The sequence below is a fragment of the Microbulbifer elongatus genome (genome assembly GCF_021165935.1).
Taxonomy (GTDB): domain Bacteria; phylum Pseudomonadota; class Gammaproteobacteria; order Pseudomonadales; family Cellvibrionaceae; genus Microbulbifer; species Microbulbifer elongatus.
This window is the reverse complement of sequence record NZ_CP088953.1, coordinates 1,692,762-1,714,310: the sequence shown is the minus strand read 5'-3', so window position 1 is coordinate 1,714,310 and position 21,549 is coordinate 1,692,762. Positions and strand designations below refer to the sequence as shown.

Genomic DNA, 21,549 nt, shown 5'->3' with positions numbered 1-21,549 from the left:
GATCTCACACTTGTCGCAAAAAAATAAGAAATGCGCCAGGTACTGCATCAATCAAAGTAAGGCGACCACGCCGGCTCGCGGACATTCCCCTGCTGAGAGGGCAGGCTGTATTTCACTCCGGCATCCAGCGACACCGCAGCTAGGATACCCTTGCTCCCCCGCTTGGTGGCGTACATCAGCATCGCGCCATTGGGCGCAATACTCGGGGATTCGTCCAGGCGCGTCTCCGTAAGGACACGCATTTGACCGGATACGATGTCCATCGTAGCGATAGTAAATACCCCCCTGCTACGATGCACCATAACCAGCGTTTTGCCATCGGGAGATACCCGCGGACGCGCGTTGTAGTCGCCGTCGAAGGTTAAGCGGTCTACTTGACCCGTGGCAAGAGTCAATTGATAAATTTGTGGCTTACCTCCCCTGTCAGAAGTGAAAACCAGCGATTTTCCGTCCGGCATCCAGTTCGGTTCGGTATCAATGGAGAAGTGGCGGGTCATCCGGGTAAAGCGACCCGATGCCAGGTCCAGCACATAGATCTCCGGGTTTCCGTCTTTCGACAGCACCATGGCCAGCTTGGAGCCATCCGGGGACCAGGTTGGAGAGCTGTTCAGCCCCTTGAAATTGGTCAGCTGCTGACGGGCGCCGGTGCGGATATTCTCGCGGAAAATCGCCGGGCGGCCGGTCTCGAAGGACACGTAAGCCACTTCCTGACCGTTCGGAGACCAGCTGGGGGACATTACCGGCGCGCTGAACCGGCGAATCTGACGGGCGCGGGCACCGTCGATATCCGACAGCATCAACGCATAGCTGGGCTGCCCGCCGCGCTGGGTTTCCTGCACGTACACCATCTGGGTACCGAAAGCACCGCGGATACCGGTGATCGCCTCGAAGATCTCGTCGGCGGCACGGTGGGCGATATCCCGCAGCTGCTGTGCACCACCGGTGACCTGCTTGGTAAACACCTTGCGCTGGCCGAAGATGTTGGTGAGATCAAAGCTCAGCAGGTAGCCATTGGCCTGAGGCTGCATACGGCCGGTGACCACATACTCGGTACCCAGCATACGCCAGTCTCGAAAGCTGACTTCCTCCGGCGTTTTCGGGAAAGACAGCATATCCTCCCGCGGCACCGGTGCGATCAGGCCACTGCGGCGCAAGTCGGCGGAAATGATGGAAGACACATCCTCTGGCAGTACACCGCTGCCAGCCCAATCAAATGGCACCACCGCGACTGGCGTGGGATTGTCATTGCCATCGTCAATTTCCACCACCAGCTGGGCGCGGGCGGAAACCGCCAGTACGCAGCCAAGCAGGGTGGCAAAGAGAAGAGAGACTGTTTTTTTCATCATTGGCGCAGGCCTTCGACTCTGAATATCAATTTGGTGGTTCTAATCTGGCGTTCGAACAGTGACGGCTCCTCGCGCGCCACCTTCTCCACTTCCGGAAAGACTTCTACTTTCTTGACCGCAGTGAGCACGGATCGATCCACCGCGGGATTGCCACTGCCTTTGGTAATGGTAGAGGCCACCACGCGCCCGGTGGGTACAAAATTGATCTGAACCTCCACCACCATACCATTTCGGGCGCTTGGCGGACGGCTCCAGACCTGCACGATGCGCTGGCGAATGGCCTGCGCAACGGACATGACCGCGGCGGAGTCGTCGCTGGCCTCCTGCAGAGCCTCTTCGTCCTCAAGTGCGTCTTCGAATGCACTTTTACGCTCCTGCTTCAGCTGCTCCTTGCGCTCGGCCTCTTTGCGCTCTTTCTCCTTGCGCGCTTCTTCTGCCTTACGTTTCTTCTCCGCCTCTTCCTTTTTCTTGCGCTCGGCCGCGGCTTTACGCTTTCTTTCCGCCTCGGCTCTGCGCTGGCGCTCAAGTTCCTGCTGACGCCGCTTTTCCCGCAGGTCGACCTTGGGCGGTGCCTTGGGCTGGTTCGACTTGGATTCCAGCTGCACCAGCTTGGCCTGCACAAACTTGGGCATCGGCTTCAGTTCGCGTTTGTGTTCCGCCTCCCAGCCAAACGTCAGCACCGCGATCAACAACGCGTGCAGAGCGACACTGATAATGATGGCCGGGCCGTAGGAGCGATTCATACTTGCGTCTGGCTCCAGCTCATTCCGACGGCGGCTCGGTCACCAGGCCCACGCTGGGGGCCCCGGCCTGCTGGAGATGCGTCATGGCACCCACAATCAGACCGTACTTGGCGTCGGTATCTCCCCACACCAGAACTGGCGTTTTCGGCTTCTGCCGCAGCACTTTGGCCACTGTTTCCTTGATTTCCTTCAGCGGCTTGGCCACCTTCTCATCGTCACCAAGGTTGAGGTAGTAGCTGCCATCGGCTTTCACCGACACGATCAGCGGCTCGTCATCGGTATCATCAATGGGGGCCGAGGGCGCGTCCGGCAGATCCACTTTGACCCCCTGCATCAGCAGCGGGGCGGTCACCATAAACACGATCAGCAATACCAGCATCACGTCGATGTACGGCACCACGTTGATCTCGGAGACCAGCTTACGCTTCGGGGCTTTGCGAAAATTGCTCATGATTCAGCTCTTTGCACAGCGTTGCGTTCAGCGCCGCCTTAACCGGAGGCGTGCACTTTGCGGTGCAGGATGGAGGAGAACTCTTCGGCAAAGGTCTCATAGCTCGATAGCAGCCATTCCGCCTTGGCGGAATAACGGTTGTACGCCATAACCGCAGGAATCGCCGCGAACAGCCCCATGGCGGTGGCCACCAGCGCTTCGGAAATACCCGGAGCAACCGTGGCAATGGTGGCCTGGTGCATAGTGGCGAGACCGCGGAAAGAGTTCATGATCCCCCACACGGTGCCGAACAGGCCGATATAGGGGCTGACGGAGCCGACAGTAGCCAGGAACGGCAGGTTCATCTCCACCTTCTCCTGCTCCCGGGACATGGCCACCCGCATGGCGCGCTCAGTGCCCTCCATAACCGCCGCCGGGCTGCTTTTGCCCTGCTGGCGCAGGCGGGTAAATTCGGTAAACCCGGCGCGAAACAGGGATTCCACACCATCAATCTTGCCTTTTTCAGCGGCGGCATTGCCGTCGCGGAACAGCTGGTTCAGATCCGCACCGGACCAGAACTTGCGCTCAAAGTTGATCATGGACTTGCGCGCACGGGACAGATAGGTACCGCGCTGGATAATCATGACCCAGGAAATGACCGAGGCCAGTAACAGCATCAGCATGACCAGTTGTACCAGCAGGCTGGCGCTGGAAATCAGGCCCCACAGGGAAAGTTGTTCACCGGCATTCATGAATGTTGACTCGCTGCCTTCAAAGCTTGATGGATGGGTTGGGGGAATGCGCAGGGTTTGCGGCTCGCGTCGTCCACGCAGGCCACTTTGACCACGCCCTCACAAATAATTTCACTGCCGCGCCAGATTTTCTGCACAAAGGTTACCGCGGCACGGCCGACTCTGGCGACTGCCGCAGTGGCTCTGAGCTCGTCGTCGAGTATTGCAGACCGGCGGTACTGAACCTCCGCTGAATGCACCACCAGCAGCAGCCCCTGCTGCGGCATCGCGGGCTTATCATAGCCGAGCGCACGGACCAATTCTGTGCGCGCGCGCTCCATATACTTTAAATAATTGACGTAATAGACGATTCCGCCAGCGTCCGTATCCTCGATATAGACGCGAATGGGAATACTGAAGGGTTCTGACACGCACCGTCCTTAACTCGCCGACCGCGAACTGACTTTTTGTTGTTGATAGCGGTTTGGGGCACACCGGGCAGATTTCAACGGCCGTTGACCATTTCTACCAGCGCTCGTGAGATATGCTACAGGAACCAGACCGCTTCGTCAGGTGTGGTCAGACTCAATTGTGCGTCAAACCCGATCGGGCTTGGGAATGCCGAAGTGCTCATAGGCCAACGCGGTCACCACCCGTCCGCGGGGGGTGCGGGTCAGGTAGCCCTGCTGGATCAGGTACGGTTCCAGCACATCCTCGATGGTATCGCGCTCTTCACTCACGGCGGCGGCCAGGCTGTCGACACCGACGGGGCCGCCATCAAACTTCTCGATCATGGTCAGCAGCATGCGGCGGTCGAGCTGATCGAAGCCGCTGGCATCCACGTTCAGCATATTCAGCGCCAGGTCCGCGGTCTCCGCACACACATGACCGTCGCTTTTCACTTCGGCGTAATCCCGCACCCGGCGCAGCAGGCGGTTGGCGATACGCGGCGTGCCGCGGGCGCGACGGGCCACCTCGTGGGCCCCACCCTCATCCATATCCACGCCCATCAGGCCGGCGGAGCGGGCGACGATACTGGTGAGATCGGTAACGGAGTAGAATTCAAGCCGCTGCACGATGCCAAAACGGTCCCGCAGGGGGGAAGTCAGCAGGCCCGCGCGGGTGGTCGCACCAACGAGCGTAAACGGTGGCAAATCCAGCTTGATGGAGCGCGCCGCAGGCCCCTCTCCGATCATGATATCCAGCTGATAGTCTTCCATGGCGGGATACAGCACCTCTTCCACATGCGGGCTGAGACGGTGGATCTCGTCGATAAACAGCACGTCCCCGGGTTCGAGATTGGTCATAATCGCGGCGAGATCACCGGCCTTTTCCAGTACCGGACCGGAGGTGGTCTTGATGGCGACACCCATTTCCGCGGCAATAATGTTCGCCAGTGTGGTTTTACCAAGACCGGGTGGGCCGAATACCAGGGTGTGATCGAGGGCTTCTTTGCGCAGCTTGGCGGCCTGGATGAAGATTTCCATCTGCTCGCGCACCACCGGCTGGCCCACGTAGTCGGACAGGGTTTTGGGGCGCACGGCGCGGTCGTACTGCTCTTCCTGGCCGGTGGGCCCTTGGGGTTCGGGGGCGATCAGGCGGTCGGCTTCAATCACGGGCAATTCTCAAATGGATACAGTATCAGGCCGGAGCCATGCTTTTCAGCGCCAGGCGGATCAGGGTGGCGCTATCGGCGTCGGGCTGCTCTTTGGCGGCGCGGGCGACCATTTTGGTGGCGTCGGTGGGCTTGTAGCCCAGGGCGGCCAGGGCACTTTCTGCCTCGCCGCTGTGATCGACTTTGGATTCGGCGTTGGTGGACATCAGCGGGATATCCCCCAGATCGCCGGATTGCGGGGTGAGCTTGCCGCGCAGTTCGATAATCAGCCGCTCGGCAGTTTTCTTGCCCACACCGGGCACTTTCACCAGCGCACCCACGTTATCGTCCGCTACACAGCGGGCCAGTGCGGCGCCGTCGAGGCCAGACAGGATGGCCAGAGCCATTTTGGGGCCGACGCCGTTGACCTTGATCAGGGTGCGAAACAGCTGCCGGTCGCTCTCGCGGATAAAGCCGAACAGTTGCTGCGAGGTTTCCGATACGGCCAGGTGAGTATGCAATTGCACACTGCCACCCAGCTGTGGCAACTCAAAAATAGTGGTCATGGGGGCCAACACTTCGTAGCCCACGCCCTGCACATCAACGAGCAGTTGCGGGGGTTGTACGGCGGCCAGCTTGCCGGTGAGTCTTCCGATCATTCTTATTCCATTTTTTCCGGGCCCTGAGGTCCGGTGGTACGTATTTTATAGGATTCTGTGGCGGCGCCACTGCCGATAAAGGTTTGCCAGACACGCCGTGAACCCATCCATGGGGGCTCTTCTGCGAGGTCCCTCTCGCAGAAGGTCTGGCAAACCTTTATCGGCAGCAGCGCCTTAAATTTTTACCAATGCTGTTTATCCCTCCACGAGGTACACCCGGTGATTGCCAAGCAAGCAGTGCTACAGGGCTAAGGCTTCGATACCGGGGACACCTTCGCGGGACCTTCACCGCCAGGGATGGCGGTGCAGAGCCCCCAGGGATGGGTCTACGGCGTGTCCCGCGAAGGTGTCCCCGGTAGCGGAGCCGCCACCCAACGTCCCGACTGCGTGCCACGAAACCCGCCGCACCACTGAAGCCAAACTCAAGTTACGCTAAGCCGCCCGCGCCGAAACCGGGCCCGCGACCCAGCCGAAGACTGAACCAAAGTCTGCATGGTATGCATATGACACAAGGCAACGGCCAAAGCATCCGCCGCATCCTCTTGCGGAGAAGCGGGCAGTTTGAGCAGGGTTTTGACCATATGCTGCACCTGCAGCTTGTCCGCACCACCGTTACCCACCACCGCCTGTTTCACCTTGCGCGCTTCGTACTCCGACACAGGCAGATCCGCATGGGTGGCGGCGACGATGGCGGCGCCTCTTGCCTGACCCAGTTTTAACGCGGAGCCGGCGCTTTTCGACATAAATACGTTTTCGATGGCCATCTGCTGGGGCTGGTACTGCTGGGCAATCTGGCTCACGGCGTCAAATATGAGCTTCAGGCGCTCGGGCAGCGGGCCGTCGGGGAGTTTGATCACACCGCTGGCGACATAGCGGGCATTGGAGCGCTCCACGTCGATCAGGCCGTAACCGGTTTTACGTGAGCCGGGATCGATGCCCAGAATGCGGGTCACGGCGGGCTACCCCCTGTACATTTATACAATTGTTACCGGGAAGTTTCCCAAGGTGAGGACTGGGCGTCAAGGCGGGAAGCGGATCTGTCCGGTCAGATACAAAAATGCCCCACGATTGCGGGGCATTTTTCCGGAGTGGCCGGGATCAGCTCAACCCAGCTCGGCCATTACCTCTTCTGGTATATCGGCGTTGGAATACACGTTCTGTACGTCGTCCAGGTCTTCCAGCATATCCACCAGCGCCATCACTTTCTCCGCACTCTCTTTATCCATAGGCACGGTGGTCGAGGGGATCATGGCAATCTCGGCGTTGTCCGGTTTGAAGCCCGCTTCCGTCAGGGCATCTTTCACGGACATATACTCGGTAAACTCGGTGGTCACCTCGATACTGCCATCGTCATTGGTCTGGATATCCTCCGCACCGGCTTCCAGAGCCGCTTCCATCAGCGCATCTTCATCCACCCCCGGCTCGTAGTACATCTGCCCCTTGCGCGAGAACAGGTAAGCCACAGAACCGTCGGTGCCCAGATTGCCGCCGCGCTTGGTAAACGCGTGACGCACCTCGGCAACGGTGCGGTTGCGGTTGTCGGTGAGACACTCCACCAGAATGGCTACGCCGCCGACACCATACCCTTCATAGGTCACCGCTTCGTAATTGTCCCCATCGGTATTGCCAGCACCGCGGGCGATGGCTTTATCGATGGTGTCGCGCTTCATGTTCGCGCCGAGGGCCTTGTCGATGGCGGCGCGCAGTGCCGGGTTGTCATCGGGGTTGGCACCGCCCTTCGCGGCTACGGTGAGCTCGCGAATGATCTTGGTGAAAACCTTACCCCGCTTGGCGTCCTGGGCGGCCTTGCGGTGTTTGATGTTGGCCCATTTACTGTGTCCTGCCATCGATAAATCTCCGGTCTTTCTTCTATATCTAAATCTGGGTCTGGCGCACTCATGCTTTTCGTCTCCCCGGCGCAGGCCGGGGTCCAACTCACTGGATTCCGGCCTGCGCCGGAATGACGATAGGGAAAACGCAGCCTTTAACCTACCTGCTCTTCTTTTTGGCGCAGACGGATGCTCAGTTCGCGCAGCTGCTTGGCGTCCACCGCTCCCGGGGCATCGGTCATCACACAGGCGGCGCTCTGGGTTTTCGGGAAGGCGATGACGTCGCGAATGGAGTCACTGTCGGTCATGAGCATCACCAGGCGGTCGAGGCCGAAAGCCAGTCCACCGTGGGGCGGAGCACCGTATTTGAGCGCGTCCAGCAGGAAGCCGAACTTCTCGCGCTGCTCCTCGGCGTCGATGCCGAGGGCGCGGAATACCGTCTGCTGCATGTCCTGATCGTGAATACGGATGGAACCGCCACCCAGCTCGCAGCCGTTCAGCACCATGTCGTAAGCGCGGGACAGGGCCTCCAGCGGGTTCTTTTCCAGATCCTCTGCGGAACAGGAAGGCGCGGTGAACGGGTGGTGCAGCGCGGTGACGCTGCCGTCGTCGTTCTCTTCGAACATCGGGAAGTCCACCACCCACAGGGGCGCCCATTCCGCCACGTACAGGTCCAGGTCTTCACCCAGCTTGCAGCGCAGTGCGCCGAGTGCTTCGGAGACAACCTTGGCCTTGTCGGAACCGAAGAAGATCAGGTCGCCATTCTCTGCCTGTACGCGATCGAGGATCGCCGCGCGCACTTCATTGGGCAGGAATTTGACGATCGGGGACTGCAGGCCACCTTCCAGATCGGACTTGTCGTTGACCTTGATGTAGGCCAGGCCCTTGGCGCCGTAGATGGAGACGTACTTGGTGTAGTCGTCGATCTGCTTGCGGGTCAGCTTGTCGTTGCCACCGGGGACTTTCAGTGCGGTCACACGGCCTTTTGGATCGTTGGCCGGGCCGGAGAATACTTTGAAGTCCACTTGTGTCATCAGGTCTTTGACGTCTACCAGCTCCAGCGGAATACGCAGGTCCGGCTTGTCGGAACCGAATTTCGCCATGGCCTCACTGAACGGCATGCGCGGGAACTCGCCCAGCTCCACGCCTTTCAGCTCTTTGAACAGCTTGCGAATCATGTTCTCGGTGATGGACATGATGGCGTTTTCGTCGAGGAACGCCGTCTCGATATCGATCTGGGTGAATTCCGGTTGGCGATCTGCGCGCAGATCTTCGTCGCGGAAACACTTGGCGATCTGATAGTAGCGATCGAAACCGGACACCATCAGCAGCTGCTTGAACAGCTGTGGGGACTGCGGCAGGGCGAAGAATTTGCCAGCGTGGGTGCGGCTCGGCACCAGGTAATCCCGGGCCCCTTCCGGTGTCGCGCGGGTCAGTATCGGGGTTTCGATATCCAGGAAGCCTTCGCCGTCCAGGTAGTTGCGAATGGCGTTGGTAATCTGCGAGCGGAAGCGCAGATTGCGCTGCATTTCGTTGCGACGCAGGTCCAGGTAGCGATACTTCAGGCGTACGTCTTCGCCGACGGCGGTGTGCTCGTCCAGCTGGAAGGGCGGGGTTTCCGCGCTATTGAGGATCTCCAGCTGCAGGCCATAGACCTCGATTTCACCGGTCTGCATATTCGGATTGACCGCTTCCGGGGCGCGAGCGCGCACACGACCGGTCACCTTCAGGACATATTCGCTGCGCACGCGGTCGGCCAGCTCAAAGTGTTCTGCGGCATCGGGGTCGAAGACCACCTGAGCAATACCATCGCGATCGCGCAGGTCGATGAAGATCACCCCACCGTGATCGCGGCGGCGGTCTACCCAGCCACACAGGGTTACTTCGCGGTCAATATCGGCGGATCGCAGGGCGCCACAGTAGTCGGTGCGCATGGAGTCTTATTCCCTTAGTAGTATCGTCTTTGTTCGGCTTTTGCAGCTTAGCTGGCTTTGGCTTCCGAGCCACCGGATTTGCCGGAGGGCTTGGCGGCATCACCAGCGAGATTCTTCTTGCTGCCGGTTTTGAAGTCGGTTTCGTACCAACCGCCACCCTTGAGGCGGAACCCGGCGGCACTGATTTTTTTGCTCAATTCCGCCTGATTGCACGCCGGGCAGTCGGTCAGCGGAGCGTCGCTCATACGCTGTAGGGCTTCCATCTGGTGCCCACAGGCCTTGCATTGGTATTCGTAAATAGGCATGGCTAGTACCCGGAATATAAAGGGGCGCAGATTATACATGAGCACCTGCGAGGGAAGAAGGAGCCTGTTCACTGGAGCAACCCGGTGCTCACAACGCCCCCGGAGCGGGAGGTTCACGGGCCATTTTTCGGCCACAACCCTAAAAAAAAGCACTTTTTTTCTGATTTACCCCCGTGCGCGCGGAAAAAAACTGGATATACTTCAGCTCAGTACTTGGGTATGCCCTGGCACCGCAGCCGGGCAAACCTGGATGTACACCCACTTTCACTGGAAAAAACACTTACATAAGGAAGGAAGCTAACATGGCCGCAAAGAAGAAAGCCGCAGCTAAGAAAGCCCCCGCCAAGAAGACTGCAGCCAAAAAGGCTCCAGCCAAGAAAGCAGCAGCCAAGGCCGCTCCGGCCAAGAAAGTGACTGCGATCAAAGAAAAGTACACTAAAACCCAGATCCTGAATCAGATCGCCGAAAATACCGATCTGTCCCGCAAGCAGGTGCAATCGGTTCTGGACGAACTGAACGACCTGATCCACGGCCACATCAAGAAGCGTGCGGTGGGCGAATTCGCCCTGCCAGGCCTGATGAAAATCACCACCGTGAAAAAGCCGGCCAAAAAGGCGCGCAAGGGTATCAACCCCTTCACTGGCGAAGAAACCATGTTCAAGGCCAAGCCTGCGAGCATCCAGGTTAAGGTTCGCCCGCTGAAGAAGCTGAAAGAAATGGCCGAGTCCTGAGTCTCGCCGCCTTTCAGCCCCGAAAACCCCGCTTTTGCGGGGTTTTCTGTTTCTGCCCCTCCCTTAGGCAGCCCCCTGCCGCCGGCTCCTCTACCAAAACGGGCCTTCGGCAGCGTAAAATGGCCGCCCTGAAAATTTCCCGGAAAGAATTAAGAAACCACTATGCGCGCATCCCGCTACCTGATCGCCACCCAGAAAGAAACTCCTAATGACGCAGTGGTCATCAGCCATCAGCTGATGCTGCGCGCGGGCATGATCCGCCGTCTATCCTCCGGGCTCTACACCTGGCTGCCCACAGGCCTGCGCGTACTGCGCAAGGTGGAGCGTATTGTGCGCGAAGAAATGAACAATGCGGGGGCCCTGGAAGTCCTGATGCCGGTGGTGCAGCCAGCCGAGCTGTGGGAGGAATCCGGGCGCTGGCAGCAGTACGGTCCGGAACTGCTGCGTATCCAGGATCGCCACGACAACGCCTTCTGTCTGGGGCCGACCCATGAAGAAGTGATCACAGATCTGATTCGCACCGAAGTAAACAGCTACAAGCAGCTGCCGGCGAATTTCTATCAGATCCAGACCAAATTCCGCGATGAAATCCGCCCGCGCTTTGGTGTCATGCGCGCGCGCGAGTTCACCATGAAGGATGCCTACTCTTTTCACCTGGGCGCAGACTCCCTGCAGGAAACCTACGATGTGATGCACGATGCCTATTGCCGCATCTTCGATCGTATCGGCCTGGACTACCGCCCGGTGCTGGCAGACACCGGCTCCATCGGTGGCTCCCACTCCCACGAATTCCATGTACTGGCGCAAAGTGGTGAGGACGATATCGCCTTTTCCACCGAGAGCCGCTACGCCGCCAACGTCGAGCTGGCGGAAGCGATAGCGCCCACCGGCGAGCGCCCTGCCCCATCCAAAGAGATGGCAGAACTGCATACTCCCGGCCAGAAAACCATTGCCGCCCTGGAAGAGGCCTTCGGCATCCCCGCCAGTACCTCGGTGAAAACCCTGATCGTACTGGGCGAAACCGAAGAGGAAGGCGCAACCGCACCGCTGGTCGCACTGGTTCTGCGCGGCGATCACGACCTGAATGAACTGAAAGCGGAAAAACTGCCGGGGGTGGCCAGCCCGCTGCAATTTGCTCCGGAAGCCCGCATCGCCGACGAACTGGGCTGCGGTATCGGCTCACTGGGCCCGGTTGGACTGAACATCGACGTGATCGTGGATCGCGCCGCCGCACATCTCGCGGACTTCGTCTGCGGCGCCAACAAGGACGATTACCACCTCACCGGCGTGAACTGGGAGCGCGATGCGGCCATTTCCCGCATCGAAGACCTGCGCAATGTGGTTCCCGGAGATGCCAGCCCCGACGGACACGGCACCCTGGAAATCAAACGCGGTATTGAGGTCGGACACATTTTCCAGCTGGGGACCAAGTACAGTGAAGCCATGAATGCGACAGTACTGGACGAGAACGGCAAAGAGCAGGTCATGACCATGGGCTGCTACGGCATCGGTGTTTCGCGCGTGGTGGCAGCGGCGATTGAACAGAATCACGATGACGCAGGCATCATCTGGCCGGAGGCCATCGCGCCATTCCAGCTGGCCATCGTGCCGATCAATATGCAGAAGAGCGCAGCGGTACAGCAAAAATGCGAGCACATCTATGAAGCGCTCACCGCCAAAGGTATCGACGTACTGCTGATGGACGAGCCGAAAGCACGCCTCGGGGCCATGCTGGCGGATGTGGAATTGCTGGGCATCCCACATCGCATTGTGGTGGGTGACCGCGGGCTGGAAAAAGGCAATGTCGAGTACAAAGGCCGCCGGGACTCCGAGAATCAGGAGTTCTCCGCAGACCAGATTCTGGACATCCTGCTGGAGAAAATCCCCCATTGATCCGCGCAGCCATCGCCACATTCCTGCTGACACTGTTCAGCGGCGCGGTATCCGCCCAGGTCAAGGAGGTGGATCCGCAGCTGTTGCTCGCACTGAAGGACGCCGTCACCGAGGCGGACTCCTTTGTGGACCGCTTCGATGCAGAAGTGTGGCTGATGGCCAAGTCCCAGCCACTGGCGCGCTATATCAAGGATCCCAGCGAGCGAATGCGCGTGCTCAAGGCCATCCACCGGGAAGCCACACGCGCGGGTCTGCAGCCGGAAATCGTGCTGGCGGTGATTCAGATCGAGAGCGCCTTTGATCCTTACGCGGTATCCAGGGTCGGGGCCCAGGGCATGATGCAGGTGATGCCCTTCTGGAAGAATGAAATCGGCCGTCCGGAAGACAACCTGATCGATATGGAAACCAATCTCCGCTACGGCTGCACCATCCTCAAGCACTACATAAAAAAAGCCAAGGGCAATATGCCCAACGCTCTGGCCTACTACAACGGCAGTTACGGTCGTCACACCTACAGCCGCAAGGTACTGGATGCGTGGGTAGAGCGCTGGCGCTGAGTGCCTGACCGCCCGGTTAAAAAGAGAACAAGAGGTACGCCACCGATGGATTACAGTTTCTTTACCGGTGCGGCCTGTGGATTACTGTTACTTGCGGCAACCCGTATCGCAACAGGCCACAAACGCAGAGACAGCCGCTGGCTGCTGGTGTTGCTGGGGGGCGTTTTTGTCTATTTACTGCGCCCCCTGCTGAACGACCAGAGCGCGTTACTCGACCTCCTTATCGATATTCCCACCATTCTGATTCCCGGCGCCTTCTGGCTGTTCTGCCACCAGCTGTGCAGTGATCGGGAAACCTTTCCCAAGTGGGGTTGGTGGCTAATCGCGACGCAGATCGCTGTGGACCTGGCGAGCCACCTTAATTTGCATCACTTTTTCTATCTGCTGGCACAGCCATACAAACTGGGCATCATCGGCGCAGGACTGGCAACCCTGCTGCAGCAGTTTCAATCTGACCTGGTAGCGGAACGCCGGCAATTGCGTATCGGCCTGCTGATCGCGATCGGCGGCTACATGATCCTGGTTGTCTGTGCAGAATTTGTATTTGGCTTCTTCCCGACACCGCCCGGCGTCCCCACTCTGCACGCGGTCACTGCCAGCCTGCTGGCCTTCGGCGCCTGTTTCTGGCTGCTGTCCCTGTCACCCCATGCACTCGAGGAGTCCCTCCCTCAATCCACGGTAGCGGAGCTCCAGGTAAACCCTGACGAAACACCGCAACCGCCATTGGATGAGGCACAGTGCGCATTGCTGTCACAGCTCCAGCAACATATGGAGGCGGGTGGTTACCGGCGCACCGGACTGACGATTCGGGAACTGGCAGAGCAACTGGATGCAAAAGAGCACGTGCTGCGCGCGCTGATCAACAAGCATCTGGGGTTCCGCAATTTCAATGAATACCTGAACCAATATCGCATTGATGAGGCGAGCCGCCGACTGGCAGATCCACAGGAAGCGCACCTGCCGGTACTGAGTATTGCACTGGATATCGGATATCGATCCCTCAGCCCGTTCAATGCCGCGTTCAAGCGCCGGCATGACAAAACCCCGACGGAATATCGCCGGGATCAGTTACCAGCATCGTAAAAAATTGACTGCCAAGCGCGAGACAAGTCGAAAACCGGACATTTGTAAAATGATCTGGCGCCCCTTCTCGAGCAATTAGCCGTCATAATTTTTTGTGCGCGGCAAGCCAAATCACGCCTTGTGGACCAAACTAGATCTTGCAGGACCTGCTCTGCAGGCAATTAGCCCAGTCACCACCTCGCTTGTAGTTCAGGTTCCTGCAAACCTACCGCACCCACCATACGAAGGTTCCTCAAACCCCCACCAGCCGCGCCACAACCTCAGGGCTTGGGCGACGCCATATAGTTGATCAAGGCCTTGTAGTCCTCGTCACTGCAATCCGGGCACATACCACCCGGGGGCATTGCGTTGAGCCCGTTTTTTACGGAATTCAGCAACGCGTCCATGCCCTTGTCCATGCGGGGCTTCCACGCCTCCACGTCGTGTACTTTGGGTGCATTGGCCACCCCCGTGTCGTGACAGATATGACAACTTTTCTGGTACTTATCCGCCACAGCATCTGCCTGCACCGCTGCTGCAAACAATGTTGCGATAACAATAAACGACCACTGATTAGCTCTCACAGGTAAGCCCCTTTTTGCAACTGGATAACTGAACGCCACTCAGTAAAACGCCACAAACAAACAAGCGCACTGGCGCCATACCGCGGCGCGGGCGGCGATAACAGTGTAGTGATTGGCACTCAGCGCCACAAATCCACGGTTTTTCTGAACTTATTACTCCACTTTTCGGCGAAAATCCTGCGCACCATCGCAATTCCAACACCCCGACGGAGTACATACGCCGCCGTGCGCTGTGATCTACCCGTTGTGGAGGGCACCGCCAGTATCCAGGAGCGCACCTGGAGTTCACCCATTCGGCATAGCCCCGCGGCAACTAACCCGTAACCGCCAATTGTTGGACTATCCTGTGAGACGAAGGAATCCAGTCTCGACGAGCCATCGGAATAACATTAAAAATTCGGAGTTCGTGCATGAACGTGCAATGGATCAGGGATCCCAGCATCCAGTTCACCGTCATTGGTGTCCTGCTGTTTGCGATCAACAGCTTCTTTCAGCAGGGCGCTGAGGGTGACGGCGAAGAAATAATCGTCACTCAGAATCGTATTCAGCACCTGTCAAATATCTTCGAGCGCGGCTGGCAACGACCACCGGAACCTCAGGAACTACAGGGGCTGATTGATGACTATGTGCGGGAAGAGGTATTGTACCGCGAAGCGGTGAAGATGGGACTGGATCAGAATGACACCGTGATCCGCCGCAGAATGCGCATGAAAATGGAATTTCTCGCAAAAGACCTTGTAGAAGCCGTCGCCCCGCCGGAACAGGTGCTCGAAGATTATTACGCCGCCAATCTGGCGCACTATGCCGCACCCGCGCAATACACCTTTGAACAGGTATTTCTCGACAGCGACAAGCGTGCCGAAGTCGCGGAAGATGCACGTATCGTTCTGACCAAACTCACCGCAGGAAAAGATCCCAGATCACTGGGCGACAGCAATCTACTGCAATACCGATTCGAACAGGTCACCAGTGAGCGGATCGACCGGTTGTTTGGCGCTGACTTTTCCAGGCAGTTCGATGGACTGGAAATCGGTCAATGGAACGGTCCTCTCACCTCGGCCTATGGGGAGCACCTGGTCAGGATTTCCGCCGCCACCCCCCAGCATCAACCGGATTTCGGGGAAATCCGCGACAACGTATTGCGGGACTGGCAGCTCGAGGAGCAGAAAAGCATTCTCGAAGCCCAATACCAGACCCTGCGCGATAACTACCGGATTCGTATCGCAACCCCCGCTGTCAGCCACGAGGGAGCAGCACCATGAAAACGCTTCTCGGTCTGCTGTCCCTTCTTGTCACCCTATTCTATTCCGCCCATGCCTTGTCCCATGAACTCCGCCCGGCCTCGCTCAGCCTGATTCAGACAGGGGCGGAACAGTTTGATGTCACCTGGCGGGTACCCGCCCGCGGGGATAGGCGCCTGTCACTGTATGTGCAGTTTGACGAGGGCACTAACCAAAACAGTCTGTCCACAGCGCAAATGATTGGCGGCTACTACGTGGAGCGCTGGCAGGTTTCTCACCCACAGGCCCTGGTTGGCAGCCGTATCGCCATCGACGGACTGGCCGATACCATGACCGATGCGCTGGTACGTATCCGTTGGCAGGATGGCCGCGAACAGGTGGCCCGGCTTCTTCCCGATCAGACCAGCATTATGGTCGAGGAAAAAAGCGGCATCATGGAGATTGCCCGCACCTATTTCGTACTCGGAGTCGAACATATTCTGCTGGGTATCGACCACCTGTTATTCGTGCTGGCACTGGTTGTACTGGTCAGTGGCGGGCGGCAGCTGGTGACCACCATCACCGCGTTCACCCTGGCCCACAGCATTACCCTGGCACTGGCGGTACTGGGTGTGGTGTCCGTACCTCAGGCGCCAGTGGAAGCGGCAATTGCCCTGAGTATCGTGTTTATTGCCACCGAGATTCTGCACAAACTGGAAGGGCGAAAAACGCTGGCGATTCGCAAACCCTGGGTGGTGGCATTTGGATTTGGGCTGTTACACGGTCTGGGCTTTGCCAGCGCCCTTACCGAAATTGGCCTCCCGGAACACGCGATACCGGTCTCCCTGGGACTGTTTAATGTGGGGGTCGAGGCGGGCCAGCTGGTGTTTATCGCGGCAATTGCCGGAGTGATGTATTTTCTGCGCCGAATTAAACCGGTGCAGCTTTGGGAAATCCGCACCGGTACCACCGCCACTGCCGCCTCGGCACTGCCGGTGGCCTATCTGGTCGGAGGTCTTTCCGCGTTATGGCTGGTGGACCGGACCCTGGCGCTGGTGGTATGAAGCGGCGCACAGGGTCAGGTGACAGGCATGCGCTACACAGCAGTTGTCCGTACTCACTCCTGGAAAAGTAGTTCCAGCGGATAGCCGTTGAAGGGCTTGGTTTTCTCGATTACCAGATGTGAAGTCATCCGGGTAATTGCCGCATCCTCGTCGGCCAGTAACTGCTCGGAAACCCGGTTGAAATCCCCCGCGTCCGGGCAGACAAAGCGCAGCATATAATCGAATTCTCCGGACATTTTGACGCAGGAGACAATCTGCTCGATCTTGTTGATCGCGCGTCGAAAACTTTCGCTGGTGCGGGCGTCCTGGCGTTTCAGAGCAACGTTTACGTAGAACTCAGCGTGCCGCACCTTGTCCAGATTCACCTCGGCCTGGTACTCGCGAATAAACTTCTCACTGGTCAGTTTTTTCACCCGCGCCAGGCAGGCGCTTTCCGACAGCCCAATCTGATCCGCCAGATTCAAATTACTGATGCGGGCATTGGTCTGCAGAACTTCCAGAATCTTCAGGTTGTGACGATCTATTTTCACGGCTAATTTTTATCGACTGAATAATTATATAGGGTCATTTTTAAAGCAGCATAACGGGAAAACCGCCGCGCGGGAACACACAGTATGGTTCCTGCGCCCGTTAACCCGCTTTCAGACAGCCGTCCACCACAAACCGCTCTATCCGGTTCAGTGCACGGGTAAGCTCCACTTCGTCAGCCGCCAGTGTCAGACGCACATGATTGACAGCACTGGGGCCGAAGGGCTTACCGGGTAAAACCGAAACCCGCTCGGCGTCCAGCAGAGCGCCGGCAAATGCTTCGCCATCGTCGGCGACAGCCGACACGTCCACCATTACAAACATCCCCGCTTCCGGTGAGTAACAGCGGAGGCCGGGGATTTTGCCAATGCGGTCGATAATCAGGTCGCGGCGCTTTTCGTAGGCATCGCGCATCTGCTTCACGAAATAGGTGTCGAACTCGAGCGCAAAGGCCGCGGCTTCCTGAATAAACTGCGGTACGCCAAATATGGTGGCACCGGCGTACTCGATCAGGCGCTCGACCAACTCCCCCTGGGCCACCGCCCAGCCCAGGCGCCAGCCGCTCATCGCGTGGGATTTGGATAAACCGTCAATCACGATCACATTGTCGAGATGTTCCGCCGCCGCGCGCAGGGAGGTGTGGCGCCGGGCAAAGGTAATCATGGAGTACATCTCGTCGGAGATCAGCCAGATATTGCGCGCGCGGCAGTATGCCGCCAGTTCGCGCAATTGCTCCGGGGTCGCCATGGCGCCGGTGGGATTCACCGGGGTATTGATCATGACCGCACGGGTGTCGGCGGAAATGGCTTGTTTGATGGACTCGATCTCGAACGCAAAGCCCTGGTCTGCCGGACAGGACACCTTTCTCACATCCAGCTGCAGGGCATCGGTGATCGGCACGTAGCCAATATACATGGGCTCAGGAATGACAATCTGTTCCCCGGGATTCAGCAGGCAGGAGAGCACCGCGTAGATCGCATTGGTGCCGCCGGGGAACACCACCACATCGTCCGGATCGCAGGGATGAGGGCTGACCTTGCTTTCAATATCGGCAATGGCACGACGCAGTACCAGCTCTCCCGCTGCCGGGGAATAGTGTGTGCGGCCTACACCCAGGCGGGCGCGGGCAAAGTCGAGGATGGGCTCAGGGGTATCGAAGTTGGGGTCACCCACGCACAGAAAGATGACATCTTCGCCCTTATCGGCCAGTTCATGGGCGCGGTCGCTCACCGCCCAAACATCGGCATCCGCGGAGTGAAGGGCCTGGCTCTGTTTACTGAATCGCGGGGTGTACATCATCGGGTCCATCGTTGGTGGTTGTTATTCACGCTTTCTAAGGTAACAACCGGTGGAGCAATCCATCTGGCTTACACCCAGGTGTTTTCGCAGCAGCCCGATTATTTGCCACCGTTTGCCGCAGAAAATTCGGCGACATCCACCACCTCAGAAACGGTAGTTCAGACTCAGGCCTCCCACCGCATCCTCCGGGCGAATCAGCACGTCCGCCGCAAGCCGCAGTTTTTCATTGATACTCACGCCCACCATCGCGCCCACCCCATTCTGAAAGATGCCTTCATTTCGGCTGCGGTAAGACGGCAGCCGCGCCCAGTTGAGATAGATGGAATTGACCCCGATCCCCAGGTCCTGGTCGTCATCGCCGCCGGTGTGCTCAAGCCAGACCTCACCAAACCACTGGTGATCGACACTCTCCGGGCTGTTGTAGAAAAAGCCGGCCTTCACCCGTCGATAATCCCGCTCCTGTCCACGCACCCACAGGCCCAGCGGGTCCAGCCGCTGCCCCCAGGCACCCCGATAGGTGTAACGATCCGCAGTTCTTTCGTGGAAACCGTCCACATCAATACGCGTCCACTCCAGGGCGGCAAAAGGCCCCATACGGCTACTCAGGTTTGGCGTGGCATCGAAACCGCCGCGCACGAACGCACTGTACCCATCGCCATTGGTACTGCCATCCAGGCGGTGACTGAAGCGATCACCGAGATACAGGGTGCGCTGGACGTCGTCATACTGGATGTTCGAATAGGTGGCAGCTCCATCGACAAACCAGAACTCGTTGTCCCAGCGGGCAAAAGCGCTCAGGTTGAAATTGCGCGCCTTGAAAAAGACATCCGTGGGTTCGTACTCGCTGCCCCCATAGGACATCCCGAGCCCCCACTCCAGATGCTCAAAGCCCGCAAAGCTCATACCGAAAAAGCCATCCCAGGCCGGATACTCATCGTTGATGGCCGGCGTCACGCCCAGTTCGGTATGGCCCACACTGGCCCCGAAAAAGACGGTGGTATAAGGATCGCGGTAGCGTTGGGAGATCAGGTGGTGATCAATATTGATACGGTGCTGGCGGGTATTCTCGTACCCCAGGTCGGGCAGCACCCCGAAGTTCACCGCCGCAGTCAGCGTTTCGTAGTAGTAGTCGGCCAGTAGCTGCTGGCCGGCCAGCGTCGGGTGAATACTGTCGTAAAACACCAGCATGTCCGCATTGGGGTTGCTGCCATTTGCCCCGTACACCGGGTGCGGGTTCGCGCAGTCGGTATAGCAGGTCGCACTCTGATTGATGGCGGCGAAGCCAAAGGCCGCCGGGTCATCAATCACCAGCTCCAGAATGCCCTCCATATCCAGCAGCAGAATATTGCCGATGTCATTGACCTGTCGACGCAGCTGGTTGTTGAAGTACTCGGTGCCCATATTGGCGTATTGAATTGCCCCGGGCCCCTGCACATAGACCGCCGGTGTGTTGCCGATCCGCGGCGCATTGGTCATCGCAATATAATTGGCACCGGCAAAGCGCAGCTCCCGGCCGGCCACAGCCAGGAAGCCTGCGGCGCGGGCCATAGAGTCCCGGGTGATGGTTCCGTTGCGCACGCCATCGAGAATGTTGTTACCGCCCCCATTGAGAAAAAAGAGATCCCTGGAGCGCACGGTATTTTGCGGCAGGTAACCCTGCCCGGTAGCGAAGGGCACACCGGTGAGGGTGATATTGTTGTTGGGGTCATCCACCAGTGCCTGCAGAGCCGCCGGGTCGTTAAATGCGCTGACCGCAGCGCCAACTTCCGCCGCACTCAGGTAGGGGCTCTCTCCCATCGCCGGATCGCAGACACCGTCGGCACCGCAGCGACTGGAGTCCGGCAAAATGGTACTCAGGGTGTTGTGATCGGCCACCGTGGTGTTGGGAAACAACTGACGAAACCGCTGCGGCCCCACCAGATCCAGCAGCACATCCGCCGTCCGGTTGCCGCCAACCGCCCAGTTGGGGCCATTGGTCAGCACCGACTGGGTAATCTGCAGCAGCTGCTGCGCCGGTGCTCCCCCTGCGGGCGCACAGGGAATCGCGCCGCCAAATGCAGGCCCCAGGCCATAGCAGGAATTCAGTTTGGGTAGACCGAGACGGTCGGCAAGAAAGGATACGGCAGGCTGCCGGGGGTAAATACCATCGGGATCGCTTGAGGTGAATACGCCCGCGTTGCCGTTATCCGACAGGCTGTCGCCAAAGACCACCAGTGATCCGTACAGCGGCTCTTCCGCCGCACCGGCGGCGGTATACAGACCGCCTACCACGGCCAGCGCAATCGCCGCTGGCAACCGCGCCAATTTTCCGCTTGGTCCCTGGCATATATCCATGTCTCGCAGCACTGGGCTCTCCTTGCCTTCGCAAAATTTCGTGGCAAGTATAGGTCAGTTGCGACAGGCGGCATTGCCCCTGGTCGCGTCAAACGGGCTCCACTCCATTTCTCTCGACCGTCGCTCAGGCCTCGCTCTGCACAGGCTCCACCTTTTCCACAAAAGTCAGCATTACCTGGCTGATACATCCGGCGAGCAGGCCCCACACCAGGGCGATAATCAGCAGGCTCTGCCACAGGGGCTGCCCCCAGCTCGCCGGGCCAAAATAAATGCTGTTGGCGTAAAATGCCGGCGCTACCAGGAGCCCGGTCACAACGGACCACAGCCGATTGCGTACCAGCCAGGCGAGGGAATGGCGTATGGTGATGGACAGCATTGCCCAGATGCAGATTGGCCAGGCGGGCGGCAGGTTGGCGCCGTAATCCAGAACACCACCGGCCATAAAGGCCCATTCGACCCCGAACCCGCAAAAGATGAACCCGAGGACCACGAAGATGTCCTGAATGTCGCGCCACATCAGAAAGTGCAGCATCAGCACCAGAAACAGTGCGATCAGGGCCATGGCATTGCCATACAGCAGTGCCGCCCACCACCCGAGGACGAACAGGGCAAAATTGGCCAGTTTTTTATAATGCATTGGGCGACTCATTTATCAGAAGGATTCTGTACCGCGAGCGCAATTTTCCCGGCAAATTGCCGCATGAAT

General features: G+C 58.7%; 23 protein-coding genes. 7 read left to right on the top strand and 16 right to left on the bottom strand.

The window, feature by feature from the left end; all coding sequences use genetic code 11:
- Window positions 1–47: 47 nt before the first annotated feature.
- The 11 genes from tolB to LRR79_RS06965 all read right to left on the bottom strand — a co-directional run bounded on the left by tolB (window position 48) and on the right by LRR79_RS06965 (window position 9,571).
- A complete protein-coding gene (gene tolB / locus LRR79_RS07015; RefSeq protein ID WP_407665241.1) occupies window positions 48–1,343 on the bottom strand; it encodes a Tol-Pal system beta propeller repeat protein TolB in 1,296 nt (431 codons plus the stop codon).
- Window positions 1,343–2,089 (bottom strand): cell envelope integrity protein TolA, encoded by a 747-nt coding sequence (tolA, locus tag LRR79_RS07010; RefSeq protein ID WP_231759654.1) that lies wholly within the window; start codon window positions 2,087–2,089, stop codon window positions 1,343–1,345. The genes tolB and tolA overlap by 1 nt, the downstream gene beginning before the upstream one ends.
- A gap of 19 nt (window positions 2,090–2,108) precedes the next feature.
- Window positions 2,109–2,540: a protein TolR gene (gene tolR, locus LRR79_RS07005; RefSeq protein ID WP_231759653.1), complete on the bottom strand. Its 432-nt coding sequence runs from the start codon at window positions 2,538–2,540 to the stop codon at window positions 2,109–2,111.
- 38 nt (window positions 2,541–2,578) lie between these two features.
- A complete protein-coding gene (tolQ, locus tag LRR79_RS07000; RefSeq protein WP_231759652.1) occupies window positions 2,579–3,271 on the bottom strand; it encodes a protein TolQ in 693 nt (230 codons plus the stop codon).
- On the bottom strand, window positions 3,268–3,681 hold the full coding sequence (ybgC, locus tag LRR79_RS06995) for a tol-pal system-associated acyl-CoA thioesterase (RefSeq protein ID WP_231759651.1): 414 nt from the start codon (window positions 3,679–3,681) through the stop codon (window positions 3,268–3,270). Before ybgC ends, tolQ begins: the two co-directional genes overlap by 4 nt.
- A 165-nt stretch (window positions 3,682–3,846) precedes the next feature.
- A complete protein-coding gene (ruvB, locus tag LRR79_RS06990) occupies window positions 3,847–4,866 on the bottom strand; it encodes a Holliday junction branch migration DNA helicase RuvB (protein WP_231759650.1) in 1,020 nt (339 codons plus the stop codon).
- Window positions 4,867–4,891: 25 nt separating this feature from the next.
- Entirely contained in the window at window positions 4,892–5,503 is a 612-nt protein-coding gene (gene ruvA / locus LRR79_RS06985; RefSeq protein WP_231759649.1) for a Holliday junction branch migration protein RuvA, read from the bottom strand.
- A 422-nt stretch (window positions 5,504–5,925) separates the two neighbouring features.
- Window positions 5,926–6,456, bottom strand: a complete 531-nt coding sequence (gene ruvC / locus LRR79_RS06980; protein WP_231759648.1) for a crossover junction endodeoxyribonuclease RuvC — start codon at window positions 6,454–6,456, stop codon at window positions 5,926–5,928.
- 150 nt (window positions 6,457–6,606) lie between these two features.
- Complete coding sequence (locus LRR79_RS06975) at window positions 6,607–7,350, bottom strand: YebC/PmpR family DNA-binding transcriptional regulator (RefSeq protein WP_231759647.1); 744 nt, start codon at window positions 7,348–7,350, stop codon at window positions 6,607–6,609.
- A gap of 137 nt (window positions 7,351–7,487) precedes the next feature.
- On the bottom strand, window positions 7,488–9,266 hold the full coding sequence (aspS, locus tag LRR79_RS06970) for an aspartate--tRNA ligase (protein ID WP_231759646.1): 1,779 nt from the start codon (window positions 9,264–9,266) through the stop codon (window positions 7,488–7,490).
- Between the two features lie 47 nt (window positions 9,267–9,313).
- Entirely contained in the window at window positions 9,314–9,571 is a 258-nt protein-coding gene (locus LRR79_RS06965; RefSeq protein WP_231759645.1) for an FmdB family zinc ribbon protein, read from the bottom strand.
- Window positions 9,572–9,873: 302 nt separating this feature from the next.
- Between LRR79_RS06965 and LRR79_RS06960 the strand changes: the two genes are divergently transcribed.
- From LRR79_RS06960 to LRR79_RS06945, 4 genes are all read left to right on the top strand, one after another.
- Window positions 9,874–10,302 (top strand): HU family DNA-binding protein, encoded by a 429-nt coding sequence (locus LRR79_RS06960; RefSeq protein ID WP_231759989.1) that lies wholly within the window; start codon window positions 9,874–9,876, stop codon window positions 10,300–10,302.
- Between the two features lie 162 nt (window positions 10,303–10,464).
- Entirely contained in the window at window positions 10,465–12,195 is a 1,731-nt protein-coding gene (locus LRR79_RS06955; protein ID WP_231759644.1) for a proline--tRNA ligase, read from the top strand.
- On the top strand, window positions 12,195–12,752 hold the full coding sequence (locus tag LRR79_RS06950) for a lytic transglycosylase domain-containing protein (RefSeq protein WP_407665240.1): 558 nt from the start codon (window positions 12,195–12,197) through the stop codon (window positions 12,750–12,752). The genes LRR79_RS06955 and LRR79_RS06950 overlap by 1 nt, the downstream gene beginning before the upstream one ends.
- Before the next feature lie 45 nt (window positions 12,753–12,797).
- Window positions 12,798–13,835 (top strand): helix-turn-helix transcriptional regulator, encoded by a 1,038-nt coding sequence (locus tag LRR79_RS06945; RefSeq protein ID WP_231759642.1) that lies wholly within the window; start codon window positions 12,798–12,800, stop codon window positions 13,833–13,835.
- Window positions 13,836–14,095: 260 nt separating this feature from the next.
- Here LRR79_RS06945 and LRR79_RS06940 read toward each other — a convergent pair whose 3' ends face one another.
- Entirely contained in the window at window positions 14,096–14,398 is a 303-nt protein-coding gene (locus LRR79_RS06940; RefSeq protein ID WP_269455106.1) for a c-type cytochrome, read from the bottom strand.
- A gap of 108 nt (window positions 14,399–14,506) precedes the next feature.
- Here LRR79_RS06940 and LRR79_RS17370 point away from each other — a divergent pair, with 108 nt between their 5' ends.
- The 3 genes from LRR79_RS17370 to LRR79_RS06930 all read left to right on the top strand — a co-directional run bounded on the left by LRR79_RS17370 (window position 14,507) and on the right by LRR79_RS06930 (window position 16,682).
- Window positions 14,507–14,722: a DUF3604 domain-containing protein gene (locus LRR79_RS17370; protein ID WP_407665230.1), complete on the top strand. Its 216-nt coding sequence runs from the start codon at window positions 14,507–14,509 to the stop codon at window positions 14,720–14,722.
- Between the two features lie 86 nt (window positions 14,723–14,808).
- Complete coding sequence (locus tag LRR79_RS06935) at window positions 14,809–15,660, top strand: peptidyl-prolyl cis-trans isomerase (RefSeq protein WP_231759641.1); 852 nt, start codon at window positions 14,809–14,811, stop codon at window positions 15,658–15,660.
- Window positions 15,657–16,682 (top strand): HupE/UreJ family protein, encoded by a 1,026-nt coding sequence (locus LRR79_RS06930; protein ID WP_231759640.1) that lies wholly within the window; start codon window positions 15,657–15,659, stop codon window positions 16,680–16,682. The genes LRR79_RS06935 and LRR79_RS06930 overlap by 4 nt, the downstream gene beginning before the upstream one ends.
- A 53-nt stretch (window positions 16,683–16,735) precedes the next feature.
- On the opposite strand, the gene LRR79_RS06925 is transcribed toward LRR79_RS06930, so the two are convergent.
- The 4 genes from LRR79_RS06925 to LRR79_RS06910 form a co-directional block, all read right to left on the bottom strand.
- The gene (locus LRR79_RS06925; protein ID WP_231759639.1) at window positions 16,736–17,212 is read right to left on the bottom strand and encodes an Lrp/AsnC family transcriptional regulator; all 477 of its coding nucleotides are present in this window, start codon (window positions 17,210–17,212) and stop codon (window positions 16,736–16,738) included.
- Window positions 17,213–17,312: 100 nt separating this feature from the next.
- Window positions 17,313–18,509 (bottom strand): pyridoxal phosphate-dependent aminotransferase, encoded by a 1,197-nt coding sequence (locus tag LRR79_RS06920; protein WP_231759638.1) that lies wholly within the window; start codon window positions 18,507–18,509, stop codon window positions 17,313–17,315.
- 144 nt (window positions 18,510–18,653) lie between these two features.
- Window positions 18,654–20,855 carry an autotransporter outer membrane beta-barrel domain-containing protein gene (locus LRR79_RS06915; RefSeq protein ID WP_231759637.1) on the bottom strand — a complete coding sequence of 734 codons (2,202 nt, stop codon included), beginning with the start codon at window positions 20,853–20,855 and terminating at the stop codon, window positions 18,654–18,656.
- Between the two features lie 112 nt (window positions 20,856–20,967).
- Window positions 20,968–21,480, bottom strand: coding sequence for a DUF2878 domain-containing protein (locus LRR79_RS06910; RefSeq protein WP_231759636.1), 513 nt, complete (start codon window positions 21,478–21,480; stop codon window positions 20,968–20,970).
- Window positions 21,481–21,549 lie beyond the last annotated feature (69 nt).